This window comes from uncultured Succinivibrio sp. (assembly GCF_902756765.1).
Classification (GTDB): Bacteria; Pseudomonadota; Gammaproteobacteria; order Enterobacterales; family Succinivibrionaceae; genus Succinivibrio.
The window spans coordinates 406-15,881 of record NZ_CACVSS010000056.1; the positions used below are offsets into that span (position 1 = coordinate 406).

Below are 15,476 nucleotides of genomic sequence, written 5' to 3' on the forward strand. Positions count from 1 at the left end.
TTTATTCATCAAGATCACCTAAGTAATGTTTATACGTTAAGTGTACCGATTTTAAATAACGCTTTCAAAAAAATATTAAGTTAACTTATTGATATATAGTTATTATTGCAACTGACAAAGTTGGCAACTTTTTATTTTGCAATTTTACTTTTAATATCTTTACGGGCTCTCATCCACACTAAAACCGTGGGTTTTCGAGCCAACATAATTTATAAAGGAACGGAGAGGCAATTCGAATGCTCAAGAGCAATCACAGCAAAACAGGTAATTAACACCATTGAAAGACTGCGGCAAGATTTTAAGCTCTCCGCACCAAAGGAAAGATAATTCCTGGCGTCTTTTTACATTATGGCTTTAACTGCCGCTGAAAGCTCCACCAGAGATTCCTTTAGCTGCTCTTCTGAAAGGTCCTCATCAAAAACATGAATTCCCAGAGGAATTGAATAAGCCAGCTTGGTGAAGGCATAAACATGGACATTCACTGAACGTTCAGCATCATTGATTGTACCTGTAGCCTCAAAAAGCACTCTTTTGCTGTTTTTAGAAACCGGAGCATAATTGATATTGGTTATGGTAGTCTGGTACTCTTCAAGTTTATCCTTTAGACGATTTTCAAGCTTGGTGAAGGATTTAGGTTTAAAAGCTGTAATCAGGGTTACATAAGCCCAGCTGCCGAAGCTCCACTTCTCGAATTTTCCGTCGATTCCAATCTGTTCCATGGCAATAAAATGGGATAGATGATTAGAACGTCCTTCCACAAGATCTCTTACCGCATCACACTTACCGGCAATAAAACCAAGCTTGACGCTTTTTCCATAGGCTCGCTTATGCATTCTGAAAAAACGGTGATCAGTCGGAACTCTGCAGTAATTATCCGGAAGTGTAACCTCAAAGGTCTTGTGCATAAAAGCAACAGTTTCCTTCTGAGCATACGCACAGGATACAGATGAGATAAAAAATAGTCCCAGCAGTACTGATAGAAATTTTCTCATAAAAACCTCAAAATACTATTAAGGTGAGAATGATCTCACCTTAAGGTTAGATTTTTATTAGTTCTTTGATACTGAGTTTAGAAGAGTAAAGTAAGTTGGGAAAGTTTTTCTGATACAATCTGGATCATTGATAACAACTTCTCGGTCAAAGGCAATCAGAGACATACACATTGCCATTCGATGATCGTTATAGGTATCAAAGACAGGAGTTGCATCATTGCGTGATGAGGAATCAATGCTGATCCAGTCATCCCCGGATTCAACCTCTACCCCAAGCTTGGTCATCTCCTTAACCATAGCGTCAATACGATCGGTCTCCTTGACTCTCCAGCTGGCGATATTCTTAATGACAACAGGAGAATCAGTATACATTGCCAGAGGAACTAGAGTCATAGCTGCATCAGGCATAGCGTTCATATCAATCTCTATACCGTGAAGCTTACCTGATTTAACCAGAATTGAATTCTCCTGACGGGTAACCTTGGCGCCCATCTTCTTTAGAACATCAAAGAATCTGATATCGCCCTGGACACTATCTGCAGGCAGACCATAAATCTCAAGCTGTCCTTTGATGGCGGCAGCCGCTGCAAAATAGGTTGCACCTGTAGCATCCCCCTCAATCAGGTAAGAACCAGGTGAGGTATAACCGCTGCCTTCGACCTTAAAGGAGGAATAGCCATTACGGTGAACCTTTGCGCCAAACTTTTCAATCAGCTTTACAGTCAAATCCACATATGGTTTTGAAATCAGATCACCGCTTACGGAAATATCAAGACCGCCGCATACCGGAGCAGTCATTAAAAGTGCTGAAATAAACTGACTTGAAGTATCTCCGCTGACACGGATTGAGTGTTTCTTTGGGGTTGTACCTCTGATCTGCAGAGGAGGAAAACCGTCGTTATTAAGGTACTCGATGTTGCAGCCGATTTCCTTTAAAGCCTCGGTTAAAGGACCGATTGGGCGTTCCATCATACGAGGTTCACCGGTTAGAGTAAACACGCCAGAAGACACTGAGAGAGCTGCACATAAAGGTCTCATGGCAGTACCGGCATTGCCAAGATCAAGTGTCAGCTGGTTTAAACCATTATCAAAACCCCCATCAATACCGGTTACATCAGTCGCACCGGTAACATTGTTCAGATTTACGCCAAGCTGTTTTAAAGCCTCGATCATACGTTGGGTATCATCTGATTTTAAAACATTTAAAAGCTTGGTTCTGCCTTTGGCCATAGCTGAAACCAAAAGCGCACGGTTTGACAGACTCTTAGAGCCCGGCATTATTACCTGTCCGCTGACAGACTGAATCTTCTTTAATCTTAGTGAAGCTGTTTTCAATTCTTCATGTCCTTAAGTATTGTTTCAACACACTCAAAGAATCTGTCATTCTCCTGTGGTGTTCCAATGGATATTCTAAGAATAGTCTTAAGCTTGTAGCCTAAAAGAGGTCTTACGATCACGCCCATGTGCAGCAGACGCTCAGCAATTGCGGACGCATCATAATCCTTAAAGTCGATAGCCACGAAATTAGCAAAGGAAGGGATCATGAAAAGGCTGTTCTTTTTACAGAACTCCGCATATCTTACGCGCTCACGGGTATTGTTCTCTACAGTCTTATCTAAAAATTCCTTATCATCTAAGGCTGCACAGGCTGCGGCTAAGGCTGCGATATTTACATTAAAAGGAGCTCTCAGACGATTCAGAATAGAAGTAATCTCCGGATTGGCCAGCATATAGCCGACACGTAAACCGGCAAGGCCGTAAGCTTTTGAGAAGGTACGGGATACAATCAGATTCTCAAACTCATCCAGCCACTTTGCAGTATCCTCAAAGGAATCATCCCCGCGGTTGAACTCATTGTATGCCTCATCAATTACAACCAGAGTCTCCTTTGGAACCTTTTTGAGAAAGTTATACATATCCTTTGATGAAATAGCGGTTCCAATTGGGTTGGATGGATTTGCAAAGGCAATTATTCTGGTTCTGCTGTCGATTGCTGCAAGGATAGCCTCAAGATCGGCACAGTAGTTCTTCAAAGGAATAACCTTGGCTAAAGCTCCGTTTACTGTAGTTTCCATCGGATATACCACAAATGAGTATTCAGGGAAGATTACATTGACATCTTTGTTGACAAAAGCTTCAAACAGAAGATTTATAAGTTCATTTGAACCTGCGCCTAAGGTAATTCGCTCCGGATTATAACCGAACTTGGAAAGAAGCTTCTGCTTGAGGTAATAGCCGTTTGAGTCAGGATACAGATTGCCCTGCTCAATTGCCTCAAAAGCGGCTTTTTTGGCCATCTGACTCATGCCGAATGGATTTTCATTTGAAGCTAGTTTGATTACGTCAGAAAGCCCCAGTTCGCGCTGAACCTCTTCGATAGGCTTTCCTGCCTGGTATGGTTTTATTAAAGTTATGCCACCATTAGCAAATGAACTGTACTGTGTCATTTTTACATCCTTATTTTATTAAAACCATTGTAAATACAAACTCAGCAAAGCTCAAATACCGGTATCACAAATAAAAAAGGTGTCCGTTTGTGTGCAAAAGGAAGTTCTGAATCAGAGGAAATCATCAAAAGTAAATATTTTGGAAGTCTGGAAGAGAAAAAATAAAAAAAGAGATGAAGAAAAAATAACATGCTAAATAAGCTGTCTGGAGTTTTTTTCACTTTCAGCTTTCTTGTCATACATCCTTCTGTCAGCAGCCTCAATGAACTTCTCAACAGTGTCATATTCCTCAGTGTAGCTGACTGCGCCAATGGCAATTGAAAGACGATAAGGATCTGTATTGGTATTATTGGCATGTTGGATATTTCTGTTCAGAGAATCAATAAACTTACTTAAAGTATTCTCAGGATTCTCCTTTATTACCACAATAAATTCATCTCCGGCATAGCGGCTTAGGAAACAGTCCTTGGAAAAGGCAGATTTACGCAGACAGTCCGCAAGACAGATCAGAGCCTTGTCTCCCTGGGTATGACCGTAGGTATCATTAATGCTCTTGAACTTGTTTATATCAATAAAGATAAGATTAAGCGCAGAGGTAAGATCCTCTTTCCTTTCAAAGAGTCTTGAAAGATAGCGGTAAAGCTCATTACGGTTGTTCATTCCGGTCAGAAAATCTCTGGATACGGCACGAGACTGAGATACCATATGCACCACAAATACAAAGGCCACCAGAGAAATAAAGAAAATAGGCAGATTAAAAATAACCGTAACAGGCCAGATAAACGTTGGCACATAGACAAATAGTATCACGCCAACTCTGACTGCTCGTCTTGAAAGAAACACTCCATGCAGAAGTTCTGAAACGAAGACATGCACATCCTTAATATTTAAAAGGAAACACAGAAACTGAGCTAAGGACAGGCTGATTACTACCCTGTAAAAAACTCGGCAGAAAGGAGTTTCAAGAGCCTCTGAAGAATAAATCATCAGTTTCAGGACAAAAACAGAAAAGGCCAGACAGAAAAGACTGACCAGCACAAAAGCTGTTCTATTCAGCATTCCCTGAAATGTACCAATGCTATGGAGCTGCTTTCGCATAACAATAAACAGGTAGTAAGGGAAAACACTGTTTAAGAACAGTATAGATAAAGTCAGACTCAGAAAAAGCCGGTCCACCCAGCCAGATGACGTCGCATCTATCTCGACATCATAGATTAGAACATTTAACGATGAAAAAAGACCGATTGCCAAACACTGAACAATCAGCATATTGCATATTCTGGTGATAAGGTATGTATTTGAGCTTCGGTTGGATTTTTCAGAATACTTGATTCTTCTGATAACAAAATATGCTGCCAGAACCAGGTATATAAGCGAATGACCATAAAAAAACTGAAATGATCGATTCAGTGTATAGAAATCCAATCCAAACTGCATATTAAGCTCTTCCTCAGAGAATAGCGGTGCTTTCTCTGATTTTTGTAATTCTCTTCAGTTCCTGCTGCTTAAACATATTTGCCTTAGCCTCATGAATGAAGGAATTCTGATCTTTTAAATCATGGCTATATGCCACATACCCAATAGACAGAGACAGCTCTATATTATCGTTTCTAATGCTGTTCAACTCTGATATTTTCTTGTTTAATATGTTGATGTAATCTTCAATATTGAATTCTGGCACTTCATGTATTACTGCCACAAACTCATCTCTTAGGAAACGGCACAGAAACATACCATTTGCCGGTGCAGCACTCTTAAGACAGTTGGCTACACTGATAAGAGTCTTATCCCCTGCCTCATGTCCATAATTATTGTTGAGATTCTTAAAATCGTCAATGGTAATGACCATAAGTTTGAAACTTGCATCAAGTTCTGAACGTTTTATAAAAAGTCTGTCCAGATATTTCATCAGGGAATTGCGGTTGTTCATGCCGGTGAGAAAATCCACAGAAACCTCTTTCTGCTGAGAAATAACATGAATCACATATACCAGAATCACCGTAAACATATACATCACAGGCGCATAGAACAGGAAGTTTAATGGAAGCAGCAGGAACTGCAGATACAGAATTGCGCCTAAGGCTATATATATTCCTCTCCTTGAGAAATAAGTGCCCAGCAGCAGCTGATAGATAAACTTATGAAAATCAGGTAGCGCCACAGCAAAGGAAATGATACCGGCAAGCACGATCGCGTCATCAAGGTTATGCAGAAAAACAGTACTCAGAGGAGCCTCAAGATAAACCAGACAGGTAGTGTAGCCGATTGCAGCAAAAAAGATCAGAGTACAGAGAATAAAGAAAGTGGAAAAGAGCCTGAAATTGGAACCTCTGACATAAGTATTGCGACTGTAGAAACGCCTGATTAGATACAGCAGTATATACGGATAGACAAAGGACATGTAATTGGTCAGAAGTCCAACAATCACCAGTGCAAAGCGGATTCCTTTCACGTTACCTAAATGATATTTGTCAGTTACATAGAAAAGAATACAGAAAACAGCGTAGGCAACGGAATGAAGCAGCAGCAGATAAGCGGCATTTATACTGATTCTGGTGCAGGAATTAAGGCGAGGCTTATCATGGTGAATCACGCTGCAGAGAATCAGCATACAGATCACCACAAAATAGAGTAAGGAAGTATCAGTCACAAAACTAAAAGACAGCATCTTGAGAAGCTTCCTTTTTCTTCAGTTTTTCCTTATACATCTGTTTGTCTGCCTTGGAAACAAGCTCCTTGATATTTCTGGAGTTTGGTTCTGCATGTACATAGCCACAGCTTACAGAAACTTCATATTTCTTATCTGAAAAAATCAGACGTTCCTCAAGCTCAAAGGATATGCTCTGAATAATACCCTTAACAGTCTCCTCATCCTGAGTCTGAGTAATCAGCACAAACTCATCACCGCCCATTCTGGCCACAAATGCATTGTGCTCACCGGCAATACTCTTTAGAGTCTTTCCTACAAGAGAAATTGCCTCATCACCTTCGATATGACCGTAGGTATCATTGATCTGCTTGAAGTGGTCTATATCTATGAAAACAATGTAGGCGCCTGAATGATCCTTGTTGATAAATACATTGTTAATGTACTTGCTGAAACTTACACGGTTATTGACACCCGAGAGCGGATCCTGAGAAATCAGAGTGCGGGATCTAGTCATGTAGTTAAAGAACAGGAAAGCTGCCAGAGAAAAACCAACTTCAACATCGTTGAACAGCATCTGCTGACCAAACAGTGCAATACCCAAAACCAGATAATAGTAAAAGTGTTTTCTGGCTATATATTTAATGTCGAAATCCAGATTATACAGATAGGACTTGTAGCAAAGCCAGGCACCAACAATTACATAGAAATTGACAATGAAATAGAGGCTTATAGAGGTGGCGGAATCAATAATCTCCCTTTTATCTACCATAAGCATAGAATGGAAATTGAACAGAACTAAAAGACCAGCCTCAAACAGTCCAGGCACCAGATAGCGCCAGTCATTAGTATTGGAGTATCTAAGAAACTTTTCCTTTAATTCATTTAAAACCAGATAGAAAACAGACAATACCGCCAGCAGTACACTCAGCTGCCATAGCAGAACAAAAACATATGGATTTAAATACTCAAAATTAAAACCGGAAACACCAACTACAATGACTCTGAGAAGCATTGTAGAAAAGACTGAGACAATTGCTATTACGTGAATGCCGAAGGATCTTCCTTCCGTTTTTATATTGTTATATAACATTGGCATCAGCATCAGTGTTGAAAACAGCAGAAGCCAAAGTTTTCCAGCTAATATTCCCACGATCGTTTCCTAGTTCGAGCCAAAATCCCCATTTTTCGGCTTTATGACATAATTTTAAGGCTATTGAGAATTAATTACAATTAGTATCAATATATTATCAAACTCCTGTCACTATCTTTATTAAAAGCAAAACTGCAGTTTACGATACAGAAACCACCCCTTTTCCACAAAAATACTTTAATGAAATTTGAGAAGAATCGGCAATAATAGCATTTAAAACCAAGTGAGTTGAGTTTGAATGCAGGAAGAGGTAATCTCAGAAAAAAAATTGAGACAAATTAAAAAGTTCTGTTAAAAATGTGAGCTTAAGCAGAACATTACCAATTATCAACAGAAACACTTTGTGAATTTTATCCTGCCTAATTCTATATTTTTGGGCATATTCTTAGGATAAACATATCCACAGCTTTACAGGAAAACATTTTAATTAAAAGCACAAATTAAGCATAAAAAATTTTTTTAGTCCGGTTTCTGTCCGTCGTGAGCTTTCCAGACACATTCAGACATCTTTAATTCTGAAAAAACAGCCTTGAATGAGGAATCCTCAGGGCTGCAGGCATAGATCCCAAACCTGATTTGATTCTCAGCCTTAGAAATATGACAGATACGCATCTGACTGAAGTTAATACCGTCAAAAGAGGATTCTATTCTGAAATCCATTTCTCGTCTTGATAACCGATACCATACAGTTTTTATGTCAGCAGGAATCACAGTTGTTGCCCAGTCTGAATAACCATTATTGGTAACTACAGAACCGAGGTGCTGAAAACTAGTATTCTCGTACTCAACAGAAGCCTTAAGCCAGTTTTCAGAATCAAGATACATGACAATTCCGCACTGATCAAAGCGCTTATGACTATCATGAAAATCTGTTTTTACGGTAAAGGAAAAGAACCTGTCATCACTTTCTAGCTGCAGCACTGGAGCATTATCGTTGCAGAAAAGGTAATAGGTTTTCTGCCACAGATCAGTATGAGGATCAGTGAAAATCTCAATTTTCTCGTTGTTTATCGAGAATTTCTTCGGCGGTCTGGTCCACACCAGTTTTTCATTAAGCATTTTCTTTTCCTGTTTGTTATAGGTACACACAAAAAAATGTCCCTGTTAATGAGAACAGGGATTTTATCTTTTTTTTCTAATGATAGGAATTCAATATTTGTAGAGTCAGGCATACACAGTCATATGCAGCATCTACCTGTCAGATTCCATTAACGAATTGATATTCTTTAAAACCTTTAACTGTTTTATCAGCTCCTCATTCCAGAAATTCTTCTGCACCTCATTGTCTGTCTGAGTAAAATTCCGGCCTGTAAAAGCTTCCATAAATCTATAGCTGTTTTCTCTGTAGGTGAGCCATGAGTTCTGCATACTCATAAGAGCATCGTCACAGCCACGCTCCCTGCACTGCATTTTTAGGCGGTTATAGGCAGTATCAAGTTCCTCATTCACCATTTTCTCAACGGTACTTGCACAGTCTGCAGCCTCAGCCATCGACAGAGAATCCATGACACAGTTTCTGAAATAAAGACCTTCTCTTGGATCTGCTTCAAGGCGGTAACCTATAGGAATAATTATATTGGTTGTGCCCTCTTTGTAATCCTGTCCAAACAGACTTTTTACGTAGAATTTCAACTGTGCAGGATTTTTACCGGCAAAGATCTGTGCCTGAAGGGCTCCTATCTTCTTTTCATCCACTAGTCCCTTCTGATAATTATCCAGAAGCGACCTGAGTTTTTTAACCTTGTCCTCTTCCTCCTGAATCTGACTTTTTAGTTGAGCAACAAAATATTCATTGTCATAAGCTTCCTCTTCGGCAAATGACAGGTTTACAAATATGGAGCTGAAGGCAATCAAAGAGCCAAGCAATAGATTTTTTCCAGACATACTCATACCTCATATTTTGTAAAAAATACAAAGGGGGTTTATTGATAATAGGATCAAATCGAAAGTTTGGATGAGGAGAGATTCACATTTATTTGGCCGATTAGACTCCAATTTATTGTGATCATGATCATTATATTCTGCAACAGTTAACAGAATACAGGTGTATTATTTAACAAAGCTAAATTAAATAGGTATAACCTATTGAAAAATAAAAGAATCAGCATACATAATTAGAACGAAAAAATACGCTAATTCTGAAAGAAAAGAATGTCAGATTTTTTTGCATTGAACAGAATAACTGTTATCCAATAAAGAGGAAGGATCATGAATACTCAAAAACCACTAGAAAAGGATTGGAAACTTTTTAAAGAAAGGCTAAAAATCTGGCAGGAGAATTACCTTGAAAAGCTTAACAGAGAGTATATATCCATCCTGTCAGGAGAAGGCAATGCTTCAGATAAATTCTGGGAACTGGACACACGCATTAAGAATGATAAGAAAAAAGCAGGAGTGCTGGTAAAAGACATGAGCCGGTCAAATATGATGCTCATTATCATACAGCTTATAAAGGAAAAGGTAATAACAAAAGAGGATTTATCAGGATTCAGTGAAGGTCTCAAGGAGCAGTTAGAGCTTTTTTTCACAATATCTTCGGCTCCGCGTATCAGGTTGAATTGACACGCTTACAACAAGTAAAACAAAGGATAGATTCGACGAAACAGATTAAAGATATCTATGTACCAAAGCCTTTATGGAAGATTTAATTAGGTGAAAGAGGATGAGCTAAGATGTGATCCGGTTCGGTTCAGATCACATCTTTTTAAAAGGTTAGGCTCTTACTTCCTTACTGTCAGCATCAAACTCATGGTCAAGTCCCTGAATCTGAGGCTTACCTTCCTTCCAGTATGGGGACATACTGCGAAGGGTTGAGATGATCTGAGGGAGAACTTCAAGAGTCTTGTTGATTTCCTCTTCAGTAGTGAAGCGTGATAATGAGAAACGAATTGTTCCATGAGCAGCAGAGAAAGGAACATTCATCGCTCTCATCACATGAGATGGCTCGAGTGAATCTGATGAGCAGGCAGAACCTGAAGAAGCGGCAATTCCATACTCATTGAGCATTAAAAGAATAGCCTCACCTTCAACAAACTTGAAAGCTACATTCAGTGTATTATCGGTTCGTCTGGACTCATCTCCGGTTACAAAGCACTCAGGAATTGAGGACAGAATGCCCTGCTGTAGCTTGTCACGCAGAGCTCTTACTCTTGAGCTTACCTCATCAAGGTGTTTTTTAGCCAACTCACAGGCTACACCTAAACCTACAATATAAGGTACATTCTCGGTACCGGCACGACGACCGCGCTCCTGATGACCGCCCTTCATGAATGGAATGAAACGGGTGCCTCTGCGTACATACAGAACACCGATGCCCTTAGGAGCATGAATCTTGTGGCCGGAGAAAGACAGCATGTTGATTCTGGTATTCTTCAGATCAACCGGGATCTTTGATACAGCCTGAACCGCATCAGTATGGAACATGACTCCATGCTTATAGGCAATTTCGGCAAGCTCTGGTACAGGATAGATATTACCAGTCTCATTGTTAGCCCACATTACAGAAGCAAGAGCAGTCTGAGGAGTCAGAAGACTTTCAAACTCATCAAGATCTATATCTCCCTTTCCAGAAACCTTCAGATACTTGATGGTGGCACCATGTGAGGCAAGAAAATCACAGGTCTGCATAATTGCAGGATGTTCAACCGGGGTGGTGATAATTTCAGTCTTGCCCTTCTGAGACCATAGAGCAGACCATAAAGCCGTATTATCAGACTCAGTTGCGCAGGAAGTAAAGATAATTTCATCCGGATACTCTGCACCTAAAAAGTCTGCAACCTGTTCACGAGCCTTTTCAATAGCCTTTTCTACTGGTACACCGAAACCATGCTGAGATGAGGCGTTACCAAAGTAAACATTAAGGTATGGAAGCATTGCTTCAACAACCTTAGGATCAATCTGAGTAGTAGCGTTATTGTCCAGGTAGATGCCCCCCAGACCTACGCCTAAATCCATTGTATTCATTATTTAAAAATCTCTTATCTGGTGGTTACATTGATCTGTCGACCGGTTCCGTCTGTAAGCTTCTGCTTGAGATAGCCCAGAGTCATATCCTTCATCATGCCGGAAGCTGCAGGACCTTCAAGCTTAACAATCACGTCAGCTCCGGAAATGGCATCAAGCTCAACCTTTGAACCATCAGTTAAACCGTCACTGACTTCCTTTAAGATCTTGACTACATCATCATAGATAGGTGAAGACTTGGTCTTCTCATCAATCTGAGCATTTACTGCAGCAGTGGCACTCTTAGCAGAGGCAACAGTTCCGATAGAGCTGAATGCTGGAGATGAAGTTGTTGAGGTTGAAACAGTAATTGATGGAATTGGAGTTGGAGCGTGACCAGGACGAGGTACACCGCATTTCTCAAGATCAACCCAGACCTCATCAATGATCTCTTCAATTCTCATCTTGCAGCTGCCGCAGCCACCGCCTGCCTTGGTATAGTTTGTAACTTCCTCAACAGTAGTTAAATGGTTTTCCCAAACAGCCTTCTTGATCTTATTGATGCCAACACCAAAACAGTGACATACCAGCTCACCGTCATCATGGGAATTCTCATAGGACTGACCATGATAGTTGGCAATAGCGGCATCCAGAGCTTCACGACCCATTACTGAGCAGTGCATTTTCTCAGGAGGAAGACCACCAAGATAATCAACGATCTCCTGATTGGTGATCTTTTCAGCTTCCTTTAAGGTCTTACCCTTCAGCATCTCGGTTAGAGCTGATGAGGAGGCAATGGCGCTTCCGCAGCCGTAAGTCTGGAATGAAGCATCCTCAATAACCTCGGTTACAGGGTCAATCTTAAGCATCAGTCTTAATGCATCACCGCATATGATTGAACCGACGTCACCAACTGCATTAGCATCCTCAATAACACGGGCATTGCGTGGATGCAGGAAATGATCTTTAACTTTATCTGTGTAATCCCACATAGGACTTTCCTTCTAAATTAAGATGTACTATTAACAAATTTTAATTTTTCTTATCAAAGTTCAGAGGAACTCTGTTTATAAATTCTTTTTTCAGAATTATACTGATTCTGCACTGACCGAAATTCTCTTCAAGATACAGAACAAAATTATTCAGCTGAGAAATACTCCTGAATGAGGCTATTGCCATATAGGAATACTCATCGGCAATCTTCATGCATGCGCTTACTGCAAGAGCACTTTTCATATATTCAAGGTATGCTTGAATACTGTCAAATCTTACTTTGGTATAAATCAGCGCCTCAACCTCGAGGGCAAAGGCACTGTCACTTAGTGAGACAGTATAACCTCTTATAACTCTGGCCTGCTCCAATCTTCTGATTCTTGCTGATACAGCAGGAGCAGAGAGCGAACATTTCTCCCCCAGGTCTCTTAAGGAAAGACGGCAGTCCTCTCTTAGAGCACATAACAGCTGTAAATCAGAGGTATCGAGCTCTATCATTTTATATCGATTACCTTAAAACCGGCACTTTCAACCGCAGCCTTAAGCAATGTATCGGAGGAGTCATCTGAAGTATTAAGGGTTGCACATTTATCCTCAAGACTTACTTCAACCTCGCTCACATTAGGCAGAGCTTCAAGGCTTTTCTTTACAGAAGCAGTGCAGTGATTACACATCATTCCTTCAATACTGATGGTCTTTTTCATTAAAACATTCTCCTTTATATTCTTTGGACTGTCGAATTTTAATACGGTAAGTCTGGAATAGTCAGAACATTATATACAACAGCCCAGAACAAATTCTGCCTGATGTTTCTCATTGTTGCACGAGAAATCAGAAAAGCATTGTAGATATCTGTAATTCTTTCCTTTAAAAGGATAACATCACAGGAGGATAAGGCAATATCCATTGAGCCTTTAAGACCGATACCCACATCTGCCTGAGAAAGAGAGGCAGAGTCATTGATACCGTCTCCTACCATGATAACCTTCTTTCCCTCCGCCTGAATTTTTTTTATCCTGTTAAGCTTGTCCTCAGGAAGCATACGGGCTGAGTAATCAGATATTCCCAGTTTTTTTGCAATCTGCTCTGCTGTATCTTCAGCATCACCAGTCAGCATCAGGGATTTGACACCTGCGTTTTTAAATCTGGAAATAAGCTCAGAACTGTCATCTTTTAACGGATCTGCCAGAACAAAAAAGGCAATGGCATGGGTGTCATCTGTTAGAAAGACTACACTTGAGCCCCCCTTCTGGAATTCTTCAAGCTTATAGCCCACATCAGCGGTAAGTCTGATACCAAGCTTTTCCAAAAGCTTTTCGTTGCCCACATAGTACTTCTTTCCACCTATAAGAGCATTTACCCCAAGACCTTTTTCAAAGGTGAAATTCTCCACCTCTATAAGGGTAGCTGAAGGAGAATAGAATGCTCTGGCTATAGGATGAGAACTTCTGCCCTCAATTGAAGCTGCATATAATGAGGCAATGTTCAGAGGAATACTTTCATCAAGACTTTCCCTGGCTACCACACTCACAGTACCGCAGGTTAGGGTTCCAGTCTTGTCAAAGGCAATCACCTCAGAGTTGCCCAGAACCTCAAGAGCTTCAGGAGATTTGAAGATAATTCCCTCCTTTGCAGCTCTGCCGGTACCTGCCATAATGGCAACTGGAGTTGCAAGTCCTAAAGCACATGGACAGGATACAACAAGCACGCATATTGCAAAGGATAAGGATAGCGAAAACTCTGCAGATAAAACAAAGTACCATACAATAAAGGTCAGAGCTGAGACAGCAAAAATAGCCGGTACAAAATATGAGGCAGCCACATCTGCAATTCTTGCAATAGGAACTTTAGTCTGAGCAGTATTCTCCACCATTCTGATAATCTTTGATAACGTGGTTTCCTCACCAACCTTTTTAACCTCAACCTCAAGATAACCATCAAGAACAAAGGTTGCAGAGCGGACTTCACTTTCAGCTTCTTTTTTTACAGGACGACTTTCTCCGCTTAAGGCGCTTTCATCAATGTGAGCAGAACCTGATAAAACCACACCATCTATACCGATCTTATCCCCTGCCTTTAAAACAACTGTATCCCCTACAGAGACTGAGTCAAGCATAACCGGAACAACAGTTCCCTCACGCTTAACACTGACCGACTTAGGAGCAAGATCGTAGAGAGCGCTTACAGCAGATGAGGTTCTGTGCTTGGCTCTGTTCTCAATATACTTACCGATGGCAACAAAGGTTAGAATACCAGCGGCGCCTTCAAAGAACACTGGATGGGATGATAAAAGAACCTCAAACGGATCTGTAAGTTCAACCTGCAAAAGAGAGAAAACAGAATAGATAAAGGAGGCTGCAGCACCTGTGGATACCAGGGAATCCATATTGAAGCCGCCATGTTTTAGAGCCTTTAGCGCACTTATAAAATACTGTTTCTGCAGAATGCCTACAATTAGAGCCATTGCTCCCTGAAGGCAACCGTTAATAAAGCCATTATGGATAAGGTGCACTGAAAACATGTGCCCCATAGAGAGAAGCATTATGAATAGAGTTAGAGCAAGAGAAATATAAAGTCTGACTCGAATCTGTTTCAGTTCATTTTCATCATCCAGGAAAAGATTGCCCTGCTTTGAAATCAGAGCTTCATAGCCTGCAGCATCAACGGCAGCAATTACATTCTCATCTGAAACCAGAGCTTCGTCATAGACAACAGCACAGGTGTTTTTCATAAGATTGACACTTGCTCTGGAAACTCCATGAATACCACTGACCGCCTTCTCAACTTTTGAGGCACAGGCTGCACATGACATTCCTTTAATCTGAAAGCTCTTTTCCATATCGATAATTCCTTAAAATTCAGGGAATATATTAACTTATGTTTTACCAAATCGAGCATAACTGATAATTATTTTTATCCAAAATAAAAGACAAAAATCCAATATTTTAGATTAGTTGAATTCAAAATATTTCATCAAGACATAATATGTTAAAAGACTTAAAGAGAAATCTTGAAAAAAAAATCTATGATTTCTGATAAATCAAATAGTTATTTTGTATTCTCACAAAAAAGGATATGCTTACGTGCAGGTTCAAAAATTTGTCGTTTATGATTTTCTTTTCCTTTTTTACATCACAGGAATAATTAAATGACAAATATTAATAACGAATCACGACGTCAGATTATCCTTGAAGAGATAGAAGCTGTCGGACATATCAGTACCACCAATGATGCCTTTGCCAAGAAACTGTTCTCGCACAAGGATATTCTTATCGATTTCTTAAACGCTATTCTACAGAGAG

Annotated in this window: 14 protein-coding genes; 1 reads left to right on the forward strand and 13 read right to left on the reverse strand. The window is 40.2% G+C overall.

Features of this window, described 5'->3' with window-relative positions; translation table 11 throughout:
* Positions 1-341: 341 nt before the first annotated feature.
* The 8 genes from QZU45_RS08345 to QZU45_RS08380 all read right to left on the reverse strand — a co-directional run bounded on the left by QZU45_RS08345 (position 342) and on the right by QZU45_RS08380 (position 9,123).
* A complete protein-coding gene (locus QZU45_RS08345; RefSeq protein ID WP_074841425.1) occupies positions 342-992 on the reverse strand; it encodes a hypothetical protein in 651 nt (216 codons plus the stop codon).
* 57 nt (positions 993-1,049) lie between these two features.
* Positions 1,050-2,327 carry a 3-phosphoshikimate 1-carboxyvinyltransferase gene (gene aroA / locus QZU45_RS08350; RefSeq protein ID WP_295354049.1) on the reverse strand — a complete coding sequence of 426 codons (1,278 nt, stop codon included), beginning with the start codon at positions 2,325-2,327 and terminating at the stop codon, positions 1,050-1,052.
* On the reverse strand, positions 2,324-3,439 hold the full coding sequence (gene hisC, locus QZU45_RS08355; RefSeq protein ID WP_295354052.1) for a histidinol-phosphate transaminase: 1,116 nt from the start codon (positions 3,437-3,439) through the stop codon (positions 2,324-2,326). The genes aroA and hisC overlap by 4 nt, the downstream gene beginning before the upstream one ends.
* Before the next feature lie 192 nt (positions 3,440-3,631).
* Positions 3,632-4,876 carry a GGDEF domain-containing protein gene (locus tag QZU45_RS08360; protein WP_295354054.1) on the reverse strand — a complete coding sequence of 415 codons (1,245 nt, stop codon included), beginning with the start codon at positions 4,874-4,876 and terminating at the stop codon, positions 3,632-3,634.
* 13 nt (positions 4,877-4,889) lie between these two features.
* Positions 4,890-6,050: a GGDEF domain-containing protein gene (locus QZU45_RS08365; RefSeq protein WP_295354057.1), complete on the reverse strand. Its 1,161-nt coding sequence runs from the start codon at positions 6,048-6,050 to the stop codon at positions 4,890-4,892.
* A 43-nt stretch (positions 6,051-6,093) separates the two neighbouring features.
* Positions 6,094-7,239: a GGDEF domain-containing protein gene (locus tag QZU45_RS08370; RefSeq protein ID WP_295354060.1), complete on the reverse strand. Its 1,146-nt coding sequence runs from the start codon at positions 7,237-7,239 to the stop codon at positions 6,094-6,096.
* Positions 7,240-7,698: 459 nt separating this feature from the next.
* Complete coding sequence (locus QZU45_RS08375) at positions 7,699-8,298, reverse strand: DUF1349 domain-containing protein (protein WP_295354062.1); 600 nt, start codon at positions 8,296-8,298, stop codon at positions 7,699-7,701.
* A gap of 132 nt (positions 8,299-8,430) precedes the next feature.
* Entirely contained in the window at positions 8,431-9,123 is a 693-nt protein-coding gene (locus QZU45_RS08380; protein ID WP_295354065.1) for a lysozyme inhibitor LprI family protein, read from the reverse strand.
* Between the two features lie 324 nt (positions 9,124-9,447).
* On the opposite strand from QZU45_RS08380, the gene QZU45_RS08385 reads away from it, so the two are divergent.
* A complete protein-coding gene (locus QZU45_RS08385) occupies positions 9,448-9,801 on the forward strand; it encodes a hypothetical protein (RefSeq protein ID WP_295354068.1) in 354 nt (117 codons plus the stop codon).
* Between the two features lie 150 nt (positions 9,802-9,951).
* On the opposite strand, the gene nifS is transcribed toward QZU45_RS08385, so the two are convergent.
* The 5 genes from nifS to QZU45_RS08410 are packed head-to-tail and all read right to left on the reverse strand — an operon-like array spanning position 9,952 to position 15,013.
* A complete protein-coding gene (gene nifS / locus QZU45_RS08390; protein WP_295354071.1) occupies positions 9,952-11,202 on the reverse strand; it encodes a cysteine desulfurase NifS in 1,251 nt (416 codons plus the stop codon).
* A 14-nt stretch (positions 11,203-11,216) separates the two neighbouring features.
* Positions 11,217-12,173, reverse strand: a complete 957-nt coding sequence (gene nifU / locus QZU45_RS08395; RefSeq protein ID WP_295354074.1) for a Fe-S cluster assembly protein NifU — start codon at positions 12,171-12,173, stop codon at positions 11,217-11,219.
* A gap of 40 nt (positions 12,174-12,213) precedes the next feature.
* Positions 12,214-12,672, reverse strand: coding sequence for an Lrp/AsnC family transcriptional regulator (locus tag QZU45_RS08400; protein ID WP_295354077.1), 459 nt, complete (start codon positions 12,670-12,672; stop codon positions 12,214-12,216).
* Positions 12,669-12,878 carry a heavy metal-associated domain-containing protein gene (locus tag QZU45_RS08405; RefSeq protein WP_295354080.1) on the reverse strand — a complete coding sequence of 70 codons (210 nt, stop codon included), beginning with the start codon at positions 12,876-12,878 and terminating at the stop codon, positions 12,669-12,671. Before QZU45_RS08405 ends, QZU45_RS08400 begins: the two co-directional genes overlap by 4 nt.
* A gap of 38 nt (positions 12,879-12,916) precedes the next feature.
* On the reverse strand, positions 12,917-15,013 hold the full coding sequence (locus tag QZU45_RS08410; RefSeq protein WP_295354083.1) for a cation-translocating P-type ATPase: 2,097 nt from the start codon (positions 15,011-15,013) through the stop codon (positions 12,917-12,919).
* Between the last annotated feature and the right edge of the window lie 463 nt (positions 15,014-15,476).

Excerpts from the sequence above, each read along its gene's own strand:
- QZU45_RS08400 (WP_295354077.1), bottom strand. The coding sequence starts at position 12,672 with ATGATAGAGCTCGATACCTCTGATTTACAGCTGTTATGTGCTCTAAGA.
- QZU45_RS08385 (WP_295354068.1), top strand. The coding sequence starts at position 9,448 with ATGAATACTCAAAAACCACTAGAAAAGGATTGGAAACTTTTTAAAGAA.
- QZU45_RS08345 (WP_074841425.1), bottom strand. The coding sequence starts at position 992 with ATGAGAAAATTTCTATCAGTACTGCTGGGACTATTTTTTATCTCATCT.
- QZU45_RS08375 (WP_295354062.1), bottom strand. The coding sequence starts at position 8,298 with ATGCTTAATGAAAAACTGGTGTGGACCAGACCGCCGAAGAAATTCTCG.
- QZU45_RS08365 (WP_295354057.1), bottom strand. The coding sequence starts at position 6,050 with ATGCTGATTCTCTGCAGCGTGATTCACCATGATAAGCCTCGCCTTAAT.
- QZU45_RS08380 (WP_295354065.1), bottom strand. The coding sequence starts at position 9,123 with ATGTCTGGAAAAAATCTATTGCTTGGCTCTTTGATTGCCTTCAGCTCC.
- QZU45_RS08405 (WP_295354080.1), bottom strand. The coding sequence starts at position 12,878 with ATGAAAAAGACCATCAGTATTGAAGGAATGATGTGTAATCACTGCACT.
- QZU45_RS08410 (WP_295354083.1), bottom strand. The coding sequence starts at position 15,013 with ATGGAAAAGAGCTTTCAGATTAAAGGAATGTCATGTGCAGCCTGTGCC.
- nifS (WP_295354071.1), bottom strand. The coding sequence starts at position 11,202 with ATGAATACAATGGATTTAGGCGTAGGTCTGGGGGGCATCTACCTGGAC.
- QZU45_RS08360 (WP_295354054.1), bottom strand. The coding sequence starts at position 4,876 with ATGCAGTTTGGATTGGATTTCTATACACTGAATCGATCATTTCAGTTT.
- hisC (WP_295354052.1), bottom strand. The coding sequence starts at position 3,439 with ATGACACAGTACAGTTCATTTGCTAATGGTGGCATAACTTTAATAAAA.
- nifU (WP_295354074.1), bottom strand. The coding sequence starts at position 12,173 with ATGTGGGATTACACAGATAAAGTTAAAGATCATTTCCTGCATCCACGC.